This window comes from Budvicia aquatica DSM 5075 = ATCC 35567, assembly GCF_000427805.1.
In the GTDB taxonomy this organism is placed as follows: Bacteria; Pseudomonadota; Gammaproteobacteria; order Enterobacterales; family Enterobacteriaceae; genus Budvicia; species Budvicia aquatica.
Genome location: NZ_ATYS01000008.1, coordinates 168,349 through 191,493, shown reverse-complemented (window position 1 = coordinate 191,493; position 23,145 = coordinate 168,349). Strand labels below are relative to the sequence as shown.

General features: G+C 45.8%; 17 protein-coding genes. 7 read left to right on the top strand and 10 right to left on the bottom strand.

Going from position 1 to position 23,145, the window contains the following annotated elements; translation table 11 throughout:
• A partial coding sequence (locus tag YWE_RS0105195) for a transposase (RefSeq protein ID WP_029093562.1) occupies nucleotides 1–422 on the top strand: 422 nt, incomplete at its 5' end.
• A gap of 409 nt (nucleotides 423–831) precedes the next feature.
• On the opposite strand, the gene hcr is transcribed toward YWE_RS0105195, so the two are convergent.
• From hcr to YWE_RS0105175, 4 genes are all read right to left on the bottom strand, one after another.
• The gene (gene hcr, locus YWE_RS0105190) at nucleotides 832–1,839 is read right to left on the bottom strand and encodes an NADH oxidoreductase (RefSeq protein WP_029093561.1); all 1,008 of its coding nucleotides are present in this window, start codon (nucleotides 1,837–1,839) and stop codon (nucleotides 832–834) included.
• Nucleotides 1,840–1,899: 60 nt separating this feature from the next.
• Nucleotides 1,900–3,552: a hydroxylamine reductase gene (hcp, locus tag YWE_RS0105185; RefSeq protein ID WP_029093560.1), complete on the bottom strand. Its 1,653-nt coding sequence runs from the start codon at nucleotides 3,550–3,552 to the stop codon at nucleotides 1,900–1,902.
• Between the two features lie 391 nt (nucleotides 3,553–3,943).
• Nucleotides 3,944–4,570, bottom strand: a complete 627-nt coding sequence (locus tag YWE_RS0105180) for a CatB-related O-acetyltransferase (protein WP_029093559.1) — start codon at nucleotides 4,568–4,570, stop codon at nucleotides 3,944–3,946.
• Between the two features lie 177 nt (nucleotides 4,571–4,747).
• The gene (locus YWE_RS0105175) at nucleotides 4,748–5,650 is read right to left on the bottom strand and encodes a LysO family transporter (RefSeq protein WP_029093558.1); all 903 of its coding nucleotides are present in this window, start codon (nucleotides 5,648–5,650) and stop codon (nucleotides 4,748–4,750) included.
• A 255-nt stretch (nucleotides 5,651–5,905) separates the two neighbouring features.
• On the opposite strand from YWE_RS0105175, the gene YWE_RS0105170 reads away from it, so the two are divergent.
• The 3 genes from YWE_RS0105170 (at nucleotide 5,906) to clpA (ending at nucleotide 10,690) form a co-directional block, all read left to right on the top strand.
• Complete coding sequence (locus YWE_RS0105170; RefSeq protein WP_029093557.1) at nucleotides 5,906–7,570, top strand: ATP-dependent nuclease; 1,665 nt, start codon at nucleotides 5,906–5,908, stop codon at nucleotides 7,568–7,570.
• Nucleotides 7,571–8,058: 488 nt separating this feature from the next.
• On the top strand, nucleotides 8,059–8,382 hold the full coding sequence (clpS, locus tag YWE_RS0105165) for an ATP-dependent Clp protease adapter ClpS (RefSeq protein WP_029093556.1): 324 nt from the start codon (nucleotides 8,059–8,061) through the stop codon (nucleotides 8,380–8,382).
• A 25-nt stretch (nucleotides 8,383–8,407) separates the two neighbouring features.
• Nucleotides 8,408–10,690 (top strand): ATP-dependent Clp protease ATP-binding subunit ClpA, encoded by a 2,283-nt coding sequence (gene clpA, locus YWE_RS0105160; protein ID WP_029093555.1) that lies wholly within the window; start codon nucleotides 8,408–8,410, stop codon nucleotides 10,688–10,690.
• A gap of 101 nt (nucleotides 10,691–10,791) precedes the next feature.
• Here the strand turns inward: clpA and infA are convergent, their stop codons facing one another.
• The 3 genes from infA to YWE_RS0105145 form a co-directional block, all read right to left on the bottom strand.
• Nucleotides 10,792–11,010, bottom strand: coding sequence for a translation initiation factor IF-1 (infA, locus tag YWE_RS0105155; protein WP_029093554.1), 219 nt, complete (start codon nucleotides 11,008–11,010; stop codon nucleotides 10,792–10,794).
• 139 nt (nucleotides 11,011–11,149) lie between these two features.
• Complete coding sequence (gene aat, locus YWE_RS0105150; protein ID WP_029093553.1) at nucleotides 11,150–11,842, bottom strand: leucyl/phenylalanyl-tRNA--protein transferase; 693 nt, start codon at nucleotides 11,840–11,842, stop codon at nucleotides 11,150–11,152.
• 184 nt (nucleotides 11,843–12,026) lie between these two features.
• Nucleotides 12,027–12,599, bottom strand: coding sequence for a low molecular weight protein arginine phosphatase (locus YWE_RS0105145; protein WP_071605829.1), 573 nt, complete (start codon nucleotides 12,597–12,599; stop codon nucleotides 12,027–12,029).
• A gap of 200 nt (nucleotides 12,600–12,799) precedes the next feature.
• On the opposite strand from YWE_RS0105145, the gene YWE_RS0105140 reads away from it, so the two are divergent.
• Nucleotides 12,800–13,528, top strand: coding sequence for a phosphodiester glycosidase family protein (locus YWE_RS0105140; RefSeq protein ID WP_161628765.1), 729 nt, complete (start codon nucleotides 12,800–12,802; stop codon nucleotides 13,526–13,528).
• Between the two features lie 50 nt (nucleotides 13,529–13,578).
• On the opposite strand, the gene cydC is transcribed toward YWE_RS0105140, so the two are convergent.
• The 3 genes from cydC to trxB form a co-directional block, all read right to left on the bottom strand.
• The gene (gene cydC, locus YWE_RS0105135; RefSeq protein ID WP_029093550.1) at nucleotides 13,579–15,297 is read right to left on the bottom strand and encodes a heme ABC transporter ATP-binding protein/permease CydC; all 1,719 of its coding nucleotides are present in this window, start codon (nucleotides 15,295–15,297) and stop codon (nucleotides 13,579–13,581) included.
• Between the two features lie 2 nt (nucleotides 15,298–15,299).
• Entirely contained in the window at nucleotides 15,300–17,069 is a 1,770-nt protein-coding gene (gene cydD, locus YWE_RS0105130; RefSeq protein ID WP_029093549.1) for a heme ABC transporter permease/ATP-binding protein CydD, read from the bottom strand.
• 126 nt (nucleotides 17,070–17,195) lie between these two features.
• The gene (gene trxB / locus YWE_RS0105125) at nucleotides 17,196–18,155 is read right to left on the bottom strand and encodes a thioredoxin-disulfide reductase (RefSeq protein WP_029093548.1); all 960 of its coding nucleotides are present in this window, start codon (nucleotides 18,153–18,155) and stop codon (nucleotides 17,196–17,198) included.
• A gap of 636 nt (nucleotides 18,156–18,791) precedes the next feature.
• On the opposite strand from trxB, the gene lrp reads away from it, so the two are divergent.
• Together lrp and YWE_RS0105115 are read left to right on the top strand one after the other, a co-directional pair.
• Nucleotides 18,792–19,286 carry a leucine-responsive transcriptional regulator Lrp gene (gene lrp / locus YWE_RS0105120; RefSeq protein WP_027274497.1) on the top strand — a complete coding sequence of 165 codons (495 nt, stop codon included), beginning with the start codon at nucleotides 18,792–18,794 and terminating at the stop codon, nucleotides 19,284–19,286.
• A gap of 124 nt (nucleotides 19,287–19,410) precedes the next feature.
• A complete protein-coding gene (locus tag YWE_RS0105115) occupies nucleotides 19,411–22,938 on the top strand; it encodes a DNA translocase FtsK (RefSeq protein WP_029093547.1) in 3,528 nt (1,175 codons plus the stop codon).
• Nucleotides 22,939–23,145: the final 207 nt, after the last annotated feature.

Genomic DNA, 23,145 nt, shown 5'->3' with positions numbered 1-23,145 from the left:
CGTCAGTGTGCCAGTGGTGTGAGCGTAGAAGTTCATGCACCCAAAATAGAAAAGCTCAAAAAACCATCACCCGACATGTGTGGGAAGAGGCGAAGGAAACGGCGAATGAGTTACGGCTAACCAAATGGGGCAAAAAGATATATGAACGGCGCAAGGAAACAGTAGAACGCAGCTTCGCGGATGCAAAACAACATCATGGTCATCGTTATGCCCGGTTCCGTGGACTAATGAAAGTGCAGATGCAGTGTCTTCTGGCGGCTGCAGCGCAGAATATGAAGAAGATAGCGCTGATGGTGGCGTTTTTTTGGCTTTATGAGCAGTACTGGATGAGGTTACAGCTGATAATGAAGCTATCAAGGGCTCTAAACAGACAAAATGAATGTAGGCAAAAAAATATCGCGATCGCGACCTTCGGTCGCTAGAAAGAGCGAACCCCACGTAAAAACATGGGGTTCGTCAGCAGTCTGAGGAGCCGGAACGGCTCCTGAGATTGATGACTAACGTTAATGATTAACAATTTGAGTAAGCATAAAAAGGTCGCCCCTCGGGCGCTAGGAAAAATTTATATTCCGATGCTGATTATGCGGACGAAATCCACGCTGAACTCAAATTAAACCACTTAGTCATCAATCTGAATAACCAGAACGGCTCCTGAGATTGATGACTAACGTTAATGATTAACACCTTGAGTAAACTTAAAAACGTTACCCTTCGGCCGCTAGGTAAAATCAATATTTCGATACTGATTATGCGGGCAAAATCTACGCTGAAAATAATTTAAATTACCCGGCCAGTGGCCTATAAGCCGGAATAACGCCTTAATTAAATCCGCTATGCCAGTTCGGTATCGCCTTGCAGTTGACAGCTACAGGCTAATACATAGCCTTGGTCAATTTCATCCTGAGTCAGTGACATCTGGCTGGTCGTTGTATACTGACCTTTGATGACTTTCGTTTTACATGAGCCACATACGCCAGCCCGACAGGCAGCGATCACCGGAACTTTGTTTTGTTCAAGAGCAAATAGCAGCGTAGTGCCTACCGGTGTGGTAAAGGTTTGATTCAGGCTACGGATAATCAGACTAATTTGCGGTTCGTCACCGCTAATACATTCAGCCGCAGTATGGAACTGTTCTTTATGGAAACGCTCATTAGGGACGCCCATCGATAAGCTGATTTTTTCAACGGCGTTCATATAGGCCGACGGGCCACAGGTCATTACGGTTCGTTGGGCGATATCCGGCACTTTCTCTGCTAATAGTTGCTGTGAAATACGTCCGGATAGCTGTCCTTCAACTGCATCATTTTCAAACATAAGATGCAGGGTTAGCTGCTGCGGGTAACGATTTGAAAGCTGCTGCCATTCTTCAGCAAAGACAACGTCAGACGGGCTGCGTACGTTGTAAAATACAATAAGATGGCTGTCAGGCTGCCTGGCTAATATCCAACGGCTCATGGACATAATCGGCGTAACGCCACAGCCACCGGCCAACATCAGATAATGGTTATCCGCTTTGTTGGCACAGGTAAACTCTCCCTGAGCATCAGAAAGCCAAAGCGTATTCCCTGGTTTTACTTCGTGAGTTAGCCAGGTTGAACCTTCACCGCCGGTCAAACAGCGCACTGTTAGTGTGATAAATCGGCTGAGTCCGGGCGAAGACGAAATAGTATAGGCCCGCAGCGAGGTATCACTGTCGCGAATGCTGACTAACGCGTATTGGCCCGGCAAATAGGGATAAAAATCTTGAGCGATAAGCTCAAGGGTCCAGACGTCGGCCGTTTCCTGATGAATGCTATGAATTTGCATTGGATTCGGGCACAGAGGGGTTGGCATGGTCATATCATGAACCTTGAGTTATCGGGTGCGAACTGAATCGCACCCGTAGAGATGAAGTCGAAATTATGCGCCTAAAATATCGCTCATATCTTGTTCTACCGTTGTAATAGAGCGCATGCCAAAGTTGTCTTTCAGGACGCCCATCAGATTATCCGTCAGGAACCCCGGTGCTGTAGGTCCGGTGTAGATATCTTTTACACCAAGGGATAGCAGGGTTAATAAGATAACAATGGCTTTTTGTTCAAACCAAGAAAGAACCAGAGTAAGCGGTAATTCATTGACTGAACAACCTAATTTTTCAGACAGCTTAACGGCCAGCATAATCGCTGAGTACGCGTCGTTGCACTGGCCGACATCCAGCAGGCGAGGGAGGCCTTCAAGAGTACCAAAATCGAGTTTGTTAAAGCGATACTTGCCGCAGGCCAGCGTCATAATCAGGCAGTCTTGGGGAACGCTACGGGCAAAGTCGGTATAGTAGCTACGCTCATCGCGGCTACCGTCACAGCCACCCACCAGAAATACATGGCGCAGTTTCTTTTGAGAAACTAAATCGATAACCGTATCAGCGGCATTCAGCAGCGTTTGGCGACCAAAGCCAACGGTAATCATGTGTTCTAATTCGTCATAAGGGAAACCGGCAAGGCTTTGCGCTTGCTCAATAACAACGCTGAAGTCATCACCTTCAACGTGTTTTACGCCAGGCCAGCCGACAATGCTACGGGTCCAGATTCGGTCGCCATAATTACCGACATTAGGATCGATAATACAGTTAGATGTCATGACGATTGGGCCGGGGAATTTAGCAAATTCAGTCTGCTGATTTTGCCAACCGCTGCCATAGTTACCGACCAGATGTTTATACTTACGCAGTTCAGGGTAGCCATGAGCCGGTAGCATTTCACCATGGGTATAGATATTAATGCCTTTGCCTTCGGTCTGTTCCAGCAGCATATGCAAATCTTTCAGGTCGTGACCTGAAATCAGAATGGCTTTACCGGCGATAGGTTTAACATTCACTGACGTTGGCGTCGGGTCACCGTAAACGCTGGTTTCACCATGGTCGAGAATTGCCATGATGTTGAAATTCATTTTGCCAATGTTCATTGCGTTGTCGAGCAGGGTTGCCATATCGCTTGGGTTAGTACCCAACCATGCCATCAACTTATGGTACTCAGCATAAATATTGTCATCATACTGGCCTAATACCAGAGCATGCTCCATATAGGCTGCTGCGCCTTTCAGACCGTATAAACACAACATACGCAGGCCATGAATATCATCGCCAATTTCTACTTTATCTTTGTTTAACGCGAACTCAGTTGCCTGATCCAGCAGTTGATGAAGCTTATTGCTGACTAACTGAAGATCGGCCATCGGATGGTCAAGTTGAACGGTAGCATCAACGGTTTTACAGCGAGCAATTAGCTCATCACGTAAAGCAATCGCTTCTTGAGCGTAACCAATGATGCGGTCAGTATCGAAGTTAACGTTAGTCAGCGTTGCAAAAAAGGCTTTTGGCGCGAAAGCATCAATCTTATGGTCGATGATGCCCAAATCACGCGCTTTAACAGCCCATGCCGATAAGCTTTCTAAAACAGCGACTAGCAGATCCTGCAAGTCTGAAACTTCAGCTGTTTTTCCACACATTCCTTGAGCGTAAGAGCAGCCATTTCCGGCAGGGGTATGGATAGTTTGTTCACATTGCACGCAATACATAATGATGACACCTTTATAAGTTGCATTTTATATTCATGTTTATGTTAGGCCGACAGCAATTACTTAAAAAGGAGTTTTTAATGCAACTTAACGATTACTTGATTTAAATCAATTTATGCCAGTTATAGCGCAGGTGAATAGTGTGTGAAAGAGGCTGATTTAGGATTAGCAGATCAAAGAGATAAAGCTGATTTTGCGTTTGTGATGAGGGCGGTAAGAGGGCTACCGCCATAAATTAATCTATATATACCCGTCATACTTCAAGTTGCTTGGGTGTTAACTGCGTCCACTGCCCCCAGTCACATAGTCAGCTATGCTGCTAGCGACTCTTGGACTTGTCGCCTACAAGCAACTCGAATTATTTTGGGTATAAGCGTTTTTATTATCAGTATTAGCTAAGGTTTTTAATTCCTAGCTCTAATGCATTGATATCGCTGCTTGATAGTAGGGGAATTATCTGTTCAAAGTGCTCTTCAGGTAGTTCATAAAGGTTTAGTTTGAGTATGCGTTGAATAATTTCTTGTGGAAATCGTTGTTTTATTACCGTTGCCGGGACGCCTCCGACGATGGTATAGGGTGCTACATTTTGTGTTACTACGCTCCCCGCAGCCACGATAGCGCCTTCTCCAATGGTTACTCCCGGCATGACCATTGCTCTCATACCTATCCAGCAACCACCATTAAGATGAGTATCGCCTTTACACTGATACGCCTGGGTAAGCGACTCAATAAAAGGGTAGCAACTGAACCAGTCGATTCGGTGAGTATGGTTACCCCCCATCAATATCACCGCTTCGGCACCGATGCATACATAGTCACTAATCATCAGCCGATCGATTTTACCTAACGGCTCCCACTGTTGGCTGATCTCATCACCCTGTAAGTAGCGAACCACGGATTTTTCAAATCCTTGATCCCAGCAGTGGCTGTAATAGCTGTGGGTGCCTTTAATGATAATATTAGGGTTTTTAACGCTTTCATGAAGAAGTTCGGTCTTTGACCAGTGTTTATCTTGCATGGCCTGTTTCCTTTTTTAAAATATGGACGCCACGGAACGTTGGTCTATGGCAAGTGATTACACGTTCAAATCATCACTGGCCGCTAAGCGATTCTGGGTTGCAACAGTAGAGGTTCTTTGGTCATATTAAATAGATCCTAACTTCATGGTGAAGGTTATGGCTATACGTAAAGCACATCAAGGGGCGGAAAAGAAAGCCAGTAAAACGGGGGCAAACAGGCTAAGTATAAAACCATGAACGATTGCCGCAGGCACAATTGCCAGACCGCCACTACGTTGTAATACCGGTAGCGTAAAGTCCATTGATGTTGCACCGCAAATGCCAACTGCGGATGAGACATTACGTCGGACTAACGCGGGAATTAACATGATAGCGACTAATTCACGGGCAAGATCGTTGAAGAAGGCTGCACTGCCTAACACCGGGCCTAGAGAATCGGTAAGAATAATTCCGGAAAGAGAATACCAGCCGTAGGCTGAAGACATCGCCAGACCGGTACGAATCGGTAAGCCTAATAGCCACGCAGCAATGGCTCCGCCGACCATCGCGCTGAAGACCACCACCAGTGCGATAATCATTCCGCGACGGTTGAGGGTTATTTCTCTTAGGCTCATGCCGCTGTTTCTGAGCTGTATTCCTACCAGCAGTAATAAAAAAATCAGTGCAAATTCGCTGGCCTGAGTAGCGTAAATTAGCCACGAAATATGGGTTAATCCAAGTACAAAACCGATAGCCACTATGCCACACAGTTGCAGTGACTCTAATGCCATACCTAGCCGCGACGGTAGCTTTTCTTGCTGATGTGCATTTTTCCATGGCCATTGGCGATCGAGCAACGCTAATGCAGCCAAGTTTGCGCTAATGATGCAGATAAAAAATACGCCGGCGTAGAGGAAGATGGTCACCAGATTAGCGCTGAGATTATCGAGAAAAGCCAGGCTAATCCCCATAAAAAATAGGATCACGTAAACCATCAGGCTGAGTAACCGATGAATATTGTGAAGCAGAGAAGGTTGCTTTATCGGAATAAGATAGCCAAAAAACAGCGGCAGTAAAATAATTAATAGGCCTGAATACATGGTGTTTAATATTTAATTTGTCCAGAGGCAGACACGCTAACCAAAACGCTATGAAGAGTAAAGGTTATTTAGGCAGATCAAGATTGACGCTGAAACTCAATTGAACCACCTTATCCGATGACAAATATGAAGATGCTGTGCTTTTATTATTTTGGTTATTGTCGTTGTTGAGCTTAATTGACATATAATTATGTTGTTACTCAGCAAATTATGGCCAGATGTACTTATGGCGGTCAGCAATAATGGAGAGAGCAAATGTATCTAGAGCGCGTTGAGATTGTCGGTTTCCGAGGCATAAACCGCCTATCACTGATGTTGAATGATAATGTCATCTTGATTGGTGAAAATGCCTGGGGTAAGTCCAGCCTGCTTGATGCACTTACGCTATTATTCTCTCCGAGCGATGAGTTATATCAGTTTAAGCCGCATGATTTCCATTACCCTTTGGGCGATGAATCTGCCAAACAGGAACACCTGCAAATTGTTCTGACTTTTAGCGCCCGCAAAGTTGACTCACCCAGCCTTCCCCAGTTTCATAATTTGCTCCCTTTGTGGGTCAAAGATAATAACGGGCGTTTACATATTCTCTACCGACTGGAAGGTGAACTTTTAGCGGATGGCAGCGTAACAACATCACGTACATTTCTCGATGCTACAGGGCATCCGATGATATTAGATAACGTCGATGAGCTGGCTAAAGAAATGGTACGCCTGCACCCGGTACTGCGTTTACGGGATGCCCGTTTTAATCGAAGATTAAGACAAGGAACCCTGTTTCCTGAACCGGAAAATATTGAACTGACTCAGCAACTATCGAAGCTTTCTCGCGAGCTGGAATGCAGCCCGCAGAAGTTGAGTAATAAAGATTTACAGCTAGGGCTACAGGCTATTCACGCCTTACTCAAACACTATTTTGCTGCACAAGGGGCAAAAGAAATTGAGGATTCTTCTCGGATTAAAAATGATAAGTATCGGGAAAACTCACAGGTGTGGCAGTCACTTAATTATTTAAACCAGCTAATTTCTGAACCCGAAAGCCGTAATATGCGACTTATTTTGCTGGGCGTGTTCTCAACGTTGCTGCAAACCAAAGGCGCCAAAAATCTGGATGCCCATGCGGTGCCTCTGTTATTAATTGAAGACCCTGAAAGCCGTCTACATCCTATTATGCTATCTGCGGCATGGGGATTGTTGAGTAATTTACCGTTGCAGAAAATTACCACGACTAATTCCGGCGATTTGCTGGCGCTGGCTCCGTTGGAAAGCGTATACCGATTAGTTCGTCAATCAAATAAAGTCGCGGCTTACCGTATTGATGCCGGGGAGCTCAGCGTTCAGGAACGCAGGAGAATTTCTTTTCATATTCGCCTTAATCGAGCGTCTTCTTTATTTGCCCGCAGTTGGCTGCTGGTTGAAGGGGAAACTGAGGTATGGTTACTTACCGAACTGGCTCGTCAATGTGGTTATCATTTTGAAACCGAAGGTATTAAAGTGATTGAGTTTGCCCAGAGCGGGCTGAAACCATTATTGAAATATGCCAGCCGTATGGGGATTGAGTGGCATGTTCTGGTCGACGGCGATGACGCTGGCAAGAAATATGCAGAGACGGTTCGGTCATTTCTGAATAATGCCCCTGACGGAGTACGGGATCGGTTAACTCAACTTCCAGCTCTGGATATGGAGAACTTTATGTACCGGGAAGGTTTTAGTGATGTTTACCATCAGGCCGCCGGCTTACCCGCCAATATTCATATGCCAATGCGTAAAGTTATCCGTAAAGCGATTCAACATAGCTCTAAGCCTGACCTGGCGATTGAAGTTGCTGAAAGGGCCGGATCGTTAGGCACGGAAAGTGTGCCGCCTTTACTGAAAAGGATGTTCTCAAAAATTTTGTGGCTTGCCAGAGGCAGGGCGAACTAAATTATTCTTATTTGATTAGGTTAATTTTTGTTCCAACGCATTATTTTTTGAGATAATGCGTTGTTTTTTCCCCGAATGCCCTCATATATTCAATTAAGATTTTAATTAATTTCGTTATAAAACGCTGTTATCGCATGGAAAAGCGCTGAACATGATGAAAATTAAAGTGATGACACACTAATAATCAAGGTTTATTAACCTTATTCTTTGTATGGAAATGATATTTCAGACGTTGATATTTAAAAAATAAAGCGGCTGAAAAGTGCAGCTATTTAGTGGGTACTTAAACGGTAATAGAGGGATAATTTTATTATTTACAATAGGATGTAAATAAACTTATGGCTGATTTAGCCTTGAGTTAGCGATAATATAATCCCTAAGTTTAGACGACAGTTAAATTTAAATAACAAATTTTCTGGTAACTAAGGCAGAATATTTGACAGATGTCCCGAATACGGTACACGTTAGATTAAAATGGCACTTTAGAAATGAATAAATTACACGATTGGCTAAGCTTTGAAGAGATAGCTGATGCCGAATTAGATGATGCACTCAAACAACCGCCATCGATGTATCAGGTTATACTGAATAATGATGATTATACGCCGATGGAATTTGTGATTGAGGTGCTACAGAAATTTTTTTCATATGATATTGAACGCGCGACACAGCTGATGTTAACGGTTCATTATCATGGTAAAGCAGTCTGTGGTGTGTTTACGGCCGAAGTCGCTGAGACCAAGGTCACGCAAATAAATAGTTATGCGCGTGAAAATGAACATCCCTTGTTGTGTACGTTAGAGAAAGCCTGAAAGGGCGATAAATGTGGAGGTGCTCATGCTTAATCAAGAACTGGAACTCAGTCTCAACATGGCCTTTGCTACGGCAAGAGAACAGCGCCATGAATATCTGACAGTAGAACACTTACTGTTAGCATTATTGAGTAATCCGGCTGCAAGAGAGGCACTCGACGCCTGTCAGGTTGATATTGTGGCGATACATCATGAACTGGAAACGTTCATCGGCCAGAATACTCCGGTATTACCGGAAGGATCCCCTGAACAAGATACTCAGCCAACCCTGAGTTTCCAACGTGTTTTACAACGGGCAGTGTTCCACGTTCAGTCTTCGGGGCGAACTGAAGTGAGCGGTGCTAACGTATTGGTCGCAATATTTAGTGAACAGGAATCCCATGCGGCTTATTTACTGCGTAAGCATGACGTTAGCCGTTTAGATATTGTGAACTTTATTTCTCATGGTACCCGTAAAGACGGGTCTCAAGATGAAGCGGGTCAGCAGGGTTCTATTCCTAGTGAAGACGAACAAACCAGCGCCGAAGACCGGATGGATAATTTTACTTCAAACTTAAACTTGCTGGCGCAAAACGGCGGTATTGATCCGCTGATTGGCCGGGAGGTTGAGCTTGAAAGAACCATTCAGGTTCTGTGCCGCCGTCGTAAAAATAATCCGCTGTTAGTCGGAGAGTCCGGTGTCGGTAAAACGGCGATAGCGGAAGGCTTAGCATGGCGTATTGTGCAAGGTGATGTTCCTGATGCCGTCGCTGAATGCACGGTTTACTCATTAGATATTGGTTCTCTGCTGGCGGGTACTAAGTATCGCGGTGATTTTGAGAAGCGGTTCAAGGCGCTGCTAAAACAGCTCGAGGCTGATAAGAACAGCATTCTGTTTATTGATGAAATCCATACCATCATCGGCGCTGGTGCAGCTTCCGGCGGGCAGGTTGATGTGGCTAATCTCATTAAGCCAATGCTGTCTAATGGTAAAATTCGTGTAATGGGTTCTACCACCTATCAGGAATTCAGTAACATCTTTGAGAAAGATCGTGCTCTGGCACGTCGTTTCCAGAAGATTGATATTACTGAACCGACTGCAGAAGAGACGGTGCAGATACTGACGGGCCTGAAATCTAAATATGAAAGCCATCATGATGTGCGTTATACGGCGAAAGCGATTCGTGCTGCCGTAGAGCTGTCAGTTAAATATATTAACGACCGTCACTTGCCGGACAAAGCTATCGACGTTATTGACGAAGCTGGCGCTTACTGCCGCTTGCTACCGGCCAGTAAGCGCAAGAAAACGGTTAATGTCAGCGATATCGAATTAATCGTATCGCGCATTGCCCGGATCCCGGAAAAGACTGTCTCCGCTGACGATCGTAACGTGCTGAAAACGCTGTCTGAACGAATTGGTATGATGATTTTTGGTCAGGATAAGGCGATAGAGGCTTTAAGCGAGTCGATCAAAATGAGTCGGGCCGGTTTGGGCGATGAGCGTAAGCCTGTCGGATCCTTCCTGTTTGCCGGCCCTACCGGGGTAGGTAAAACAGAAGTGACCGTGCAGCTGGCAAAGGCCCTGGGCATCGAGCTGCTGCGTTTTGATATGTCTGAGTACATGGAGAGCCATACCGTCAGCCGTTTGATTGGTGCGCCTCCGGGGTACGTAGGATTTGACCAAGGCGGGCTGTTGACCGACTCAGTCATCAAGCATCCTCATTCCGTGCTGTTATTGGACGAAATTGAGAAAGCGCACCCGGACGTGTTTAATCTGTTACTGCAAGTCATGGACAATGGCACGCTGACTGATAACAACGGCCGTAAGGCAGATTTCCGTAATGTGATTCTGGTTATGACAACCAATGCCGGCGTTCGGGAAACCCAGCGTGAGTCTATTGGCTTCAAACAACAGGACAACAGTACCGATGCGCTGAGCGAAATTAAGAAGCTATTTACGCCTGAGTTTCGTAACCGGTTAGACGGAATTATATGGTTTAACCATCTGTCAGCCGAAGTGATTCAACAAGTGGTTGATAAGTTTATTGTTGAATTGCAGGCTCAGTTGGATGCCAAAGGCATTTCACTGGAAGTCAGCCAGGATGCCCGTCATTGGTTAGCTGAAAAAGGCTATGACAAAGCGATGGGGGCTCGCCCGATGAGCAGAACCATACAGCAGTACCTGAAAAAACCACTAACAAACGAGCTACTGTTTGGCTCTTTAGTAAATGGTGGTTCGGTCAGCGTAATGCTTGATGCAGAAGCGGGTAATTTAGCCTATCAGTTTGAAAGTGCTAAAAAACCAAAAATCGAGAAAGCCGTACATTAATCATCGTTCCGAAGCCTAAACAAAACGCCCTTGCCGCGAGGTAAGGGCGTTGGAGGTATACTCCACCGGCTATTGCGCAGTTATGCGGCAATAACGGTTTATTAACGGCTACGGAAGATTATGCGGCCTTTGCTCAGGTCGTACGGGGTCAACTCTACAGTGACTTTGTCGCCCGTCAGGATACGGATATAGTTTTTACGCATCTTACCGGAGATATGGGCAGTTACCACGTGACCGTTTTCCAGTTCAACGCGGAACATCGTGTTAGGCAACGTGTCTAAAATGGTGCCCTGCATTTCAATATTGTCTTCTTTGGCCATCGAATCCTCTAGGTGTAACTACCTTAGTTTTTAACCGGCAAGATAATGCCGAAAAACAAGCAAAGTGTAAAGGATTGAGTGTAAAGAAAACTCAGTTCTGCGGTTCACTTAAACTTTATTTACTTGTTTTTAAGCCGTTTTAGCATAATCTTTGCGGTACCCAGCACTCTATAGGTAGTTGTTGATGCTGGAATTTGTGTAATAAATGTAAATAATCAGAACGCAAAATATCTTTTGCGCCTAATGATTCCGTATGATCGTTTAATATTTGGCAATCAATCAGTTTTCCGCCGTAATTGACGAAATGCTGGCATAGGGCATACAGCGCAAGTTTAGATGCATTATCCCGGCGGCTGAACATCGATTCACCACAAAACACCGAACCTTGCTCAACGCCATACAATCCACCGACTAATTCAGCATCTTGCCAAACCTCAACCGAATGAGCCATCCCATGGTTATAAAGTTGCACATAGGAGTGCTGGATCGGTGGAACAATCCAAGTTCCCTCATTGCGTTCATTGGCACAGGCCGCAATAACCCGATCAAATGCCATATTTATGGTGACCTGTAACTGAGTCTGACGCAGAAATTTTTTCATACTGCGGCTGACATGCAGTTCCTGTGGTATCAGGATAGCTCTTGGATCCGGAGACCACCACAAAATAGGGTCATCAGGACTAAACCAAGGGAATATTCCGTTCTGATAAGCACTCATCAGCCTCTCAGGAGAGAGATCGCCACCAAGTGCCAGTAATCCGTTAGGATCTTTCAAGGCATGTTCAACCGGTGGAAAAGCAACTGAGTCCGGATGTAGTTGGGTTATTGGCATAATGAGATATTTATCATCTGAGATGATTCCTTTGGAACCGAAGTATACCTGTTATCGGACCGTTGCGCAGGTAATAGAATAGATGTTGATGATAATTATCTTGCAGCAGCAGAAAATGATTTTTTTATTAGCAAAACCGGGCGCGCAATGGCCCGGTCTAAAGAGGTATTCAATCAAGAATAAGTTATTTTGTTGGCTTAGCCGTTGCTATCTTTTCTAATGCCAGCGGTAAATAGGTATCTAGCTGATCGGCAACTTTCTGGTAGGCAGGCATTGGTTTTCCCCACGGGTCATCTAAATCTTTGTTCTCATTTTTAGCAAACTCAGCCAAAGTGAAGACTTTACCGGCGGACTGAGGAAAGCGCTTCAGCACTTTTTCTTTATGTGACTCGGTCATAGTCAGCAAGTAATCAGCTTTAGTAATATCCTGCTCTGTCAGGGATTGAGCCCGATGGTCAGAGATATCAATACCGCGCTGTTTTAATAATGTTTCAGTCCCTTTCTCTGGCGTAATTTCCTTAGGGTCAACATTAACACCGCGAGATTCTACATCAATATTCCAGTTATTCTTTTGTACTAACTGCTTAGCAAGAGCCTCTGCCATCGGACTACGGCCAGTATTACCGGTACAGATAAAAATAACTTCAGGCTCAGCTTTGTTGGTGTCAGCGGCAGAAGCGGCGGTAGAAATAGCGCTTGTGCCAGAGAATACGGCAAGACTGAATAAAACGTGACGGAAAGTGGTTTTAATAAACATAAATTCGGCATCCATTTGAATAATTATTCATATTGAGTGGGTATTTAGCCGTATTGATTATAGGTTCGTCAAGGGGCAGGTAAATAATTAAATTTTTATTATTTTAGTCATGCTTTAATTGAATGATTATCCTAACCTAAGCGCTGTTTGATAGTGAATTGTAAGTACAGCAGGCTAACCAAAAAATAGGGATGTTTGATATGTTTATACGACAGATTAAAAAAATCAGAGGGTTATGGTTATTGTCAGCCTGGTTTTTTTCCAGCGTTATCAATGCACAGAATTCGCTACAAACCGGCGTCAGCTTTTATAAAGTGAACCCCGAAACGGAAACTATACGGATGTACTGGCGACAGGACGATGGCACACCTTACCAAACCCTTGGTCGTTTAATTGATGCGAAAGGAAAAAGTCACCAGATTAATATGGCTATCAACGGGGGAATTTATGATAAAGAGTATCGTCCTGAAGGATTATATATTGAGAACGGAAAGACCCTGCGCGAACTGAATACAAAGTCAGGGGAGGGGAATTTTTATATTCGACCGGGCGGAGTTTTTTCTATCGGTAACGGCCAGGCAAAAATAGAGACATTAGAGGCTTTTGGTGCAATACCCGATATCACATTCGCCGTTCAATCAGGTCCGATGCTTTTACAGCATGGAAAAATTAACACTAAGTTTAGCCAAACTTCAGAGTCACGAAAAATCCGTAATGCTGTCGGCCTAACGGCGAAGGGAGATATCTACTTTTTGCTGAGCCGGCAACCGATGAATTTCTATGAGTTTGCTCACTACGCCGCAGAGCAATTGAATATCACGGAGTTGCTATATCTCGACGGGACGATCTCAGGTATGTACACACCGTCAGGTGGCGTGCCCTCACAACGCTATCCGTTCGTTACTATGATTACGGTAGAGCGCAAATAGGCTGAGAATAAAGCAGTAAGTGGGGCGGGGAGATGCTCCCCACCTGAAGTTTATCGTTGATGAAACCGGTAGTACTGGCCCTGAAGATTAAGTAATTGGTGGTGAGTACCTTGCTCTATAATTTCACCGGCATCCATTACGTAAATTTGGTTCATGGTTTCCAGACCGGTCAGGCGATGGGTAACTAAAATCACGGTCTTATTCTGGCAATGCTGTTTGAGTAAGCGCAGAATTTGTCCTTCGGTATCCGCATCCAGCCCTTCGGTTGGCTCATCAAGCAGGATCAACGGGGCTTTATGCAGCAATGCGCGAGCAACGCCTATCCTGCGTTGCTCGCCGCCAGAAATCTGCCGACCGCCATCACCAATCCATGCATTCAGACCATCTTGTTCAAGCAGCGCAGAGAGCCCGACTTTCGTCAGCACGTTCTCTAACTGTTTATCACTGGCATCAGGGGATGCTAATAATAAATTGTCTCTTAAGGTTGCACTGAAAATGTGTACCCGCTGGCTGACAACAACGGTCATTTCTCTCAGCGTCGCTTCGTCATACTCGGATAATACTCTGCCATTTAGCTTAATCGTCCCCTGCTGCGGATCCCATGCGCGGGTGAGCAATTGAAGCAGCGTTGATTTACCGCATCCGGTACGGCCAAGCAGGGCAATATGTTCACCGGCAGCAATATTGAGATTAATGTTTTTTAATACCGCAAACGGCTGGTTCTCATAACTAAAGTAGGTATTTTCTAGCGATAATTCAGCCTGTGGTGTGAATTCAGTTTTGTGCTGTGGAAATATCACTTCCGGCTGTTGTTCGATTAACTGATTTACCCGTTCAGCCGATGCCATTACGTGGCCAAGATGTTGAAAGGCGCCGGCGACCGGCCCTAAAGCTTCAAATGCAGCCAGAGAAATAAAGACAAACAGCGCGATTAATGCCCCGGGGTGGGCGTCACCGCCAATGCCCGAAGCCGCCAGCCATAGAATCAGAATAAAGGTTAGGCCTGACGAAAGAATCATCAACGCTTGAGACGCTCCGGCTAAAGAGGCCTGTTGTTTCTGGCGGGATAACCAATGTTTTTCGATCGTATCCAGTTTCGCACGAAATGCGGGCAGGGCACCGAAGATAACCAGCTCAGACTGGCCCTGAAGCCATGATGTCAGTTGGCCTCGATAATCACTGCGCAGAGCGGTTAAATCAGCTCCTATTGGCTTACCGGCCCGATAAAAAGTCAGGGGAAGGGCAAAAACCAAAAACAGCATAATGCCGCCCAATGTCAGCGCAAGAGACATATCAAGCAGGCTTAAGCCAAAGGTCACCACAATAATGACGACAATGGCGCTGATTAAGGGGGATATTAACCTCAGGTAAAGGTGGTCTAAGGTCTCTACATCGGCAACCAAGCGATTAAGTAATTCCGACTGACGAAAGCGCGCAATGCCACCCGGTGATAATGGCAGCAGTTTTTTAAAGGTGAATACCCGTAAGTGGGCCAGTACCCTAAACGTCGCATCGTGACTGACCAGTCTTTCTGCGTAGCGGCCAGCAGTACGAATAATGGCTGAGCCTCGAACGCCGGCAGCCGGCAGCATATAGTTAAACGTCAGGATACCCGCCAGGCCTGCCAGAGCCGATCCGGCAAGAAACCAACCGGATATGGTAAGCAAACTGATACTGGCTAATATCGTGACAATCGCTAACACAATGCCTAATGAAAGTAAAAACCAGTGGCGACGATAGAGCGCTAAAAACGGGAGTAGTATTTTCATGATTAAATCTCTGCGCTCCTGTTAGACAGTAGTTCAGCAAAAGGACCTGCCGATTGGCTCAGCGTAGCAAAGTTTCCTTGCTGAACTATCTGGCCTTTGTCCATCACCCAAATCTGATCGTATCCGTCGATATCCTCCAGGCGATGGGTAACCAGAATTGTTGTCTGTCTGGTGGCCGCTTCAGTTAAGGCGCTCATCACTAATCTTTCACTGTTAGCATCCAAACTGGCCGTTGGTTCATCCAGTAATAGCAGATTGCACGGCGAGAGGAGTGCTCTGGCCACTGCAACTCTTTGAGCCTGACCAACAGATAATCGCGCCGCATGGTCGCCGACTTCGGTTTCTAGCCCGTCAGGCAGATGCGACAAAAATTCGTCAACGTACGCTCGCTTAATGGCCTGCTGGAGGTCAGCTTCATTGGCTTTGGGATTCGATAGCAGAATGTTACTTCGCAGGGTTAATTCGGGTAGCTGAGGATTTTGCCCAATCCAGCTTAGGTGGCTACGCCATGAGGCCGGCTGCAATGAATTCAGCTCAATTCCGTTGATGGTCAAAGAACCCTGATAAGGCATAAATCCGAGCAATAAATTTAATAATGAGCTTTTACCTGCGCCACTATGGCCGACAATAGCAATGCGCTGGCCGGGGTTTAGGGTAAAGCTCAACGGGCCGGCGAGTACTTTTCCGCTCGGAGAGATAACCTGAAGGTCAGTAGCCTGAATGGTCACACTGTTGCAATCAGGTAATGATTGCTGGCCTTCTTCGTTAGACCGATCGGGTTCTGCGTCTAAAAATGTCAGTAAAGATTCAGCGGCACCAATGGCTTGGGCCTTGGCATGATAGTAGGTTCCGAGATCCCGCAGCGGCTGGAAAAATTCAGGCGCTAAGATCAACACCAAAAATCCGGCAAATAAAGTGACAGCAATTCCGTAGGAACCGAAATTGAGTTCGCCTAAATAAGAGAAGCCAAAATACACGGCGGCAACCGCAATGGAGACTGATGCAAAAAACTCTAAAACAGCTGAAGATAAGAATGCCAGTTTAAGCACATCCATGGTGCGGGAACGGAAATCATCTGAGGCGTGGCGAATTTGTTCTGCCTCTGCGTCTGCACGATGAAATAACCGTAGCGTATCCATACCTCTGAGGCGGTCAAGGAAGTTACCGCTCAAACGCGCCAAGGCGATAAAGTTACGTCGGTTTGCGTCAGCAGCACCCATTCCGACTAACGCCATAAAAAGGGGGATCAGCGGTGCAGTGGTAAATAGAATGATGCCTGCTGCCCAGTTAATCGGGAATACTGCAACCAGAATTAACAGCGGAATAATCACTGCCAGCATCATTTGTGGCTGGTAGCGAGAGTAGAATTCTTGCATGTCCTCAATTTGTTCAAGGATCATCGTCGCCCAGCTACCGGCAGGTTTACCCTGAATCCAGGCGGGACCCAGCTGCTCCAGTTTATCAAGAACCTGCCGACGAATTCTTTGGCGAATAGCCGCACCGTACATAAAGCCTACCCGCTCTCTTATCCACATCAGCACGGCACGCAAGGCGACAGTGACGATCAGCAGGATAAAATAATGACTTAAGGTCGCTTTGGGAACGTTGTCGATAATCAGAGCGTGGAGCAGAGTGGCTAATAACCAGGCCTGCCCGATAATCAGTAATCCACTGATAAGGCCCAGCAGGGTAGATAGTCTTAACCAACGCTGAGCCAGAGAACCTTGAAGTTTTAACCAACCGGTTAGCTCGCGCTGCCTTGTTTTATTCATATTGGACATAAGAGTTAGGGCTAATCTGATTGTGCAAATTTGAGCTAGGATAACATCACTCGATAGAAAACCATAAGGCGGCACTAGGCCGCCTTATGGTTTGGACAGAATTTAATCTATGTCAGATTAGTTTCCGTTTAATCCGTCTAAATAACGTTCAGCATCTAATGCTGCCATACAGCCACTACCCGCGGAAGTAATGGCCTGACGATAAATATGGTCAGCAACATCACCAGCTGCAAACACGCCCGGAATACTGGTTTGCGTTGCGTTGCCATTGGTCCCTGACTGAATAGTAAGATAACCGTTTTTCAATGCTAATTGGTCGATAAACATTTCAGTATTTGGTCGGTGCCCAATAGCAATAAATACGCCAGTTAATGTCAGTTCCTCAGTTGACTGGTCGTTAACATTTTTCAGGCGAACGCCGGTAACCCCCATATCGTCACCTAAAACTTCGTCAAGGGTACGATGAGTATGAAGAATAATGTTACCGCTGCGTACTTTCTCCATCATTCGTTCAATCAAAATCTTCTCAGCACGGAAAGTATCACGGCGATGAATCACATGAACTTCGGCTGCAATATTTGCCAGATACAAGGCTTCTTCAACGGCGGTATTTCCACCGCCCACAACCGCCACCTTTTGGTTACGATAAAAGAAACCGTCACAGGTAGCGCAGGCTGATACGCCTCTGCCTTTAAAGTTCTCTTCTGACGGTAGCCCCAGGTATTGAGCAGAAGCACCGGTAGCAATGATTAATGCATCGCAGGTGTACTCTTGTGAATCACCAAACAGGCGGAAAGGCCGGTTGTGTAAATCGACCCGATTAATATGATCGATAATAATTTCTGTTTGGAACTTTTCAGCATGTTCACGCATCCGTTCCATCAGGCCCGGTCCAGTTAGTCCTTCAGGATCGCCCGGCCAGTTTTCCACCTCCGTGGTGGTGGTCAACTGACCGCCTTGCTCAATACCTGTAATAAGCACAGGGCTCAGGTTCGCTCTGGCTGCGTAAACCGCTGCTGTATAACCAGCAGGACCAGAACCTAAGATCAAAAGTTTGCAGTGCTTGGCCATAGCCATAAATCCTCTTTGCGTTATCCGCTGATATTAATTCATCGGAATAGACAGTCCGAATGGGTTGGTTTGATTGTAAGGAAAATACAACATGAAAAAAAGCGGGTAACCTGATTGTTATTAATTAATGCAATAGTTATAACCTATCAACAAAATAAAATTAGAGCTAAAACAGCAGCGTAATCAAAAAAAATAGAGAATTGTGCTTTTTTTTATTCTTTTGCTTTGACAATCAGGTAGGTATTTGCGAAAACAGTAGTGTGTAATTACGCTGGTGATGAATGACCATAAAGTTTGTAAGAGTGAGAATTACGGCAAGGTAATAGATACTTACTCTTCTTATATGTGCTTTAACAGTTTTATATGTGCAGTTTTATCAGGTAATACATGTGTTCAGGCAGTGGTGACAGTAGGTTCGGGAAACTAACGTCTCGGGCTACGCTGGTGATGAGCTAATAACGATTAGCATAAAGCTAAGTGTTCTGATGGATCTTTTATCTCCACATTTTCAAAAGATCAGTTATAGCACTTAGTCTCAGGCTTACATATAGCTACAGTATTTGCTTGGATAGAGGCGCTAGATACCAATTCCTGGGGTATCTTGTGTATCGAGAAACAAGGAAGATATTGAGAGACATAAAAATGGTAGACAACAAAAAACGCCCTAGTAAAGATCTTGACCGTATTGACCGTAATATTTTGAACGAATTACAAATGGATGGACGCATTTCTAACGTTGAACTTTCAAAGCGTGTTGGTTTGTCGCCTACACCATGCTTAGAGCGTGTTCGCCGTCTGGAGCGCCAGAAGTTTATTCAAGGCTATACTGCACTGTTAAATCCTCATTATTTAGACGCATCACTGCTGGTTTTCGTAGAAATTACGTTAAACCGTGGCGCTGCCGATGTTTTTGAACAGTTTAATACCGCTGTACAAAAATTAGAGGAAATTCAGGAGTGTCATCTGGTTTCCGGTGATTTCGACTACCTACTGAAAACGCGTGTATCTGATATGTCCGCTTACAGAAAATTGTTAGGTGAGACCTTGTTACGCCTGCCGGGTGTAAACGATACTCGTACTTATGTTGTGATGGAAGAAGTTAAGCAAAGTAACCATTTGGTCATCAAAACGCGATAATGAATTGTAGCAGGTGCAAACTCTGCTAACTTCCGTTACACTCCTGTGTATTCATACAGTCTCAGCGCTGGGTTTTACCCGGCGCTTCCGTTCATGCATTTTACGGTAACCTGGAGAGCCTTATTTGAGCCAGGAATATATAGAAGATAAAGAGCCAAAGTTGAAGAAGTTAAGTAGCCGCCAACGGCTTTTTGAAGCCGGACTCTTAGTCGTGGCTATTTTTGCTATCTATCTGATGGTTGCATTGGTTAGTTTCAATCCGGCGGATCCAAGCTGGTCGCAAACGGCCTGGCATGAGCCTATTCACAATATTGGTGGTGAGACGGGCGCGTGGCTGGCAGATACCCTATTGTTTATTTTTGGCGTGCTGGCTTACGCCATTCCTCCGATCATTATTTTTCAATGCTGGATGCTTCATCGCCGTGAAAGCGGTCAAAGCCATATCGATTTTTTTGCACTCTCACTGCGTTTTATTGGCGTGCTGGCTTTGGTGTTTTCATCGTGTGGGTTATCAGCAATCAGTATTGATGACTGGTACTACTTCGCTTCTGGCGGCGTCATTGGCAGCCTAATTAATAGCGCTCTGTTACCCCATTTAAACAGCGTTGGTGCAACGTTGGTTTTGCTTTGCGTCTGGGCTGTCGGCCTTACGTTGTTCACCGGTTGGTCGTGGTTAACGATCGCTGAAAAGATTGGGGCCTTTATTATGGGTTGCCTGACCTTTATGTCGAATAAGAGCAGAAAAGAGTCGGATGAGTATCAGCCTGATGACCAACTACATAGTTCAGACCAGTCTGAAGTAGCCATCAATTTCTCTGCTGCGGACGCTGATGATGACGTTCTGTTTAGTGCGCCATCGGTCAATGCCGGGGGTGATGTTAATCAGCAGCCTGCTGAATCTGAAATTAATCCGAATCAGGAGTTTGATTTCGACGCCGATCCTCAGCTGTCGTTTGCTTCAGCAATGGAGCCTCAGTTAGAGCCTAATCCAGCAACGCCTTCAGAAGCGGCAATGACAGATTTTTCTGACTCGCCATCATTTGGCCCTGCCTCTACCATGACATCAGAAGTGACTGAACCTGGTTTTAGTCAGCCTTATATCTATAATGATAATGCGCACGATGCTACCGCACAGGCCGCTAATGCTTACCAGCCGAATCCAAGTCCGGTTCCAACTGTTGAAAGCAGCCCGTTTGATGCGCAGCATCCGCTGATTTCTTCAGAACCGACATTTACTTTTGATCATTCTGACCATGTTGCCGGTGAACAAACTGAACCGGCAATGGGGGATATCTCCTTCAGTGGTCCGTCGGCTGATAATCACTTTGCCGCCAATTATAATGATGGTCCTGCAATATCTTCTGCGACTGATAGCTTTAGGGCTGCGATGGCCGATGAGCATGATGATGCTCATGTAGATTCAGTGTCTAATGCATTAAATGCTGTTGCTGCGGCCTCTGCAGCAGCAGTTTCTACAGCGCCAAGTATGACCTTTATGCCTGTTTCCAGCGGGGCGACTACACAGGTCAAGCAAGGTATCGGCCCTGAGCTGCCAAGACCAAATCCGGTACGAATTCCAACGCGTCGAGAGTTAGCGTCATACGGGATTAAACTACCGTCACAGCGGGAAGCTGAGCAACGCGAGCGTGAGCGTTTACAATCAGGTTATGCAACGGACGTTAATGCTCATGCTGTAGATATTGAAGATGATTATGATGCCATCCAACAAGAAGAGCTGAGAAGGGCCTTTGCGGACGATCAACGCCAGCGTTATGGTGATGAATATCAGTCAGATGATGTTGATAGTGAAGCAAACATTGATTCAACGAATCCGTTATTTGGCATATCAGCGTCAAATAATGACGATGATGATCTGATTGAAGATCGTCCGGTTGAGCAACCCTTGTTTACGTTGCCGTCACAGGTTGATGATGTTGAACGTATTGACGAAGTGCCGTTTGGTGATATGAGTAGTTTTAATTCATCACAACCGGTTGGGGCATCCGCGCCTTATGCTCATCAGCCTACACCCCAGACTCAACCAAGTCATCAGTCTTATTCGGCACCGGTTGAACAGCCTGTTGCCGCTGTCGTTACTCCGGCTCAGCCTTCAATGGATGGATTAATTCACCCATTCCTGATGCGTAATGAACGCCCGTTAGAGAAGCCTTCAACGCCACTTCCTTCATTGGATTTGCTGGCGGCACCACCGGTAAACCCAACGCCGATTGATATGGAGCTGTTGGAAGAAACAGCACGGTTAATCGAACGTCGTTTAGCCGATTTCCGGGTTAAGGCTGACGTTGTTGATATTTTACCGGGGCCGGTAATCACTCGCTTTGAACTTGATTTAGCGCCGGGGGTGAAAGCTGCCCGTATTTCTAGTTTAGCTCGTGATTTGGCGCGCTCTCTGTCGGTGATTGCCGTGCGGGTGGTTGAGGTTATTCCGGGCAAACCTTATGTCGGCCTTGAGCTCCCTAATGAACATCGACAAACGGTTTATATGCGAGAGGTGTTGAACGGCCCTGAATTTAGGGATGCGGCTTCTCCGTTAACGGTTGTTTTAGGTAAAGATATTTCAGGTCAGCCCGTTGTGGCCGACCTGGCTAAAATGCCTCACCTTCTGGTTGCCGGTACCACCGGCTCCGGTAAGTCTGTTGGTGTGAACGCCATGATTCTGAGTATGCTGTATAAAGCAAAACCGGAAGACGTTCGCTTTATCATGATTGACCCTAAAATGCTGGAACTGTCGGTTTATGAGGGAATACCTCACTTATTGACAGAAGTGGTTACCGACATGAAAGATGCGGCAAATGCGCTGCGTTGGTGCGTTGGTGAGATGGAGCGTCGGTATAAACTCATGTCGGCGCTTGGGGTAAGAAATCTGGCCGGATATAACGATCGGGTTAAAGAAGCCGAAGATCTGGGTCGTCCTATTCCGGATCCATTCTGGAAGCCAAGCGAAAGCATGGATGTGTCGCCACCCATGCTAGAAAAACTGCCTTATATCGTTGTCTTGGTTGATGAGTTCGCCGATTTAATGATGGCCGTGGGTAAAAAAGTTGAAGAGCTTATTGCCCGTCTGGCTCAGAAAGCCCGTGCTGCCGGTATTCACTTAGTACTGGCTACTCAGCGTCCTTCTGTTGACGTTATTACCGGGCTAATTAAAGCCAATATTCCTACGCGTATGGCATTTACCGTTTCCAGTAAAATTGACTCACGTACCATTCTTGACCAAGGCGGAGCCGAGTCGCTGCTTGGTATGGGTGATATGCTTTATCTTCCACCTAACTCATCAATGCCAGTGCGTGTTCATGGCGCTTTCGTTCGGGATCAGGAAGTTCATGCCGTTGTTCAGGACTGGAAAGCCCGTGGCAGACCTCAGTACATTGAGAGCATTACTGCAACGACTGAAGATGGTGAAGGTGGATTCGGCCTTGAAGGTGACGAAGAGCTGGATGTCCTATTTGATCAGGCTGTTGCATTTGTGATTGAAAAGAAAAAACCGTCAATCTCCGGTATTCAGCGTCAGTTCCGTATTGGTTATAACCGTGCCGCACGGATTATCGATCAAATGGAAGCTCAGGGAATTGTTAGCCCTCAGGGGCATAACGGTAACCGTGAAGTACTGGCTCGTTCTCAATTTGATTAAAATTAATCTGAGTCGTTATAAGGGTCGCATTTGCGACCCTTATTTTCATCAATATTCAGACGTTAGCTATTGGTAATTTCACTGAAAAGATAAGTAAAATATCATATTGTTAGCGGCCTAAGACTAGGCGACAGCAACCATTGTCAGGTAGAGTGCAGCTATCACCGTTAAAACAGGTTAAAATGGGTTTAACTGACGCTTTTCACA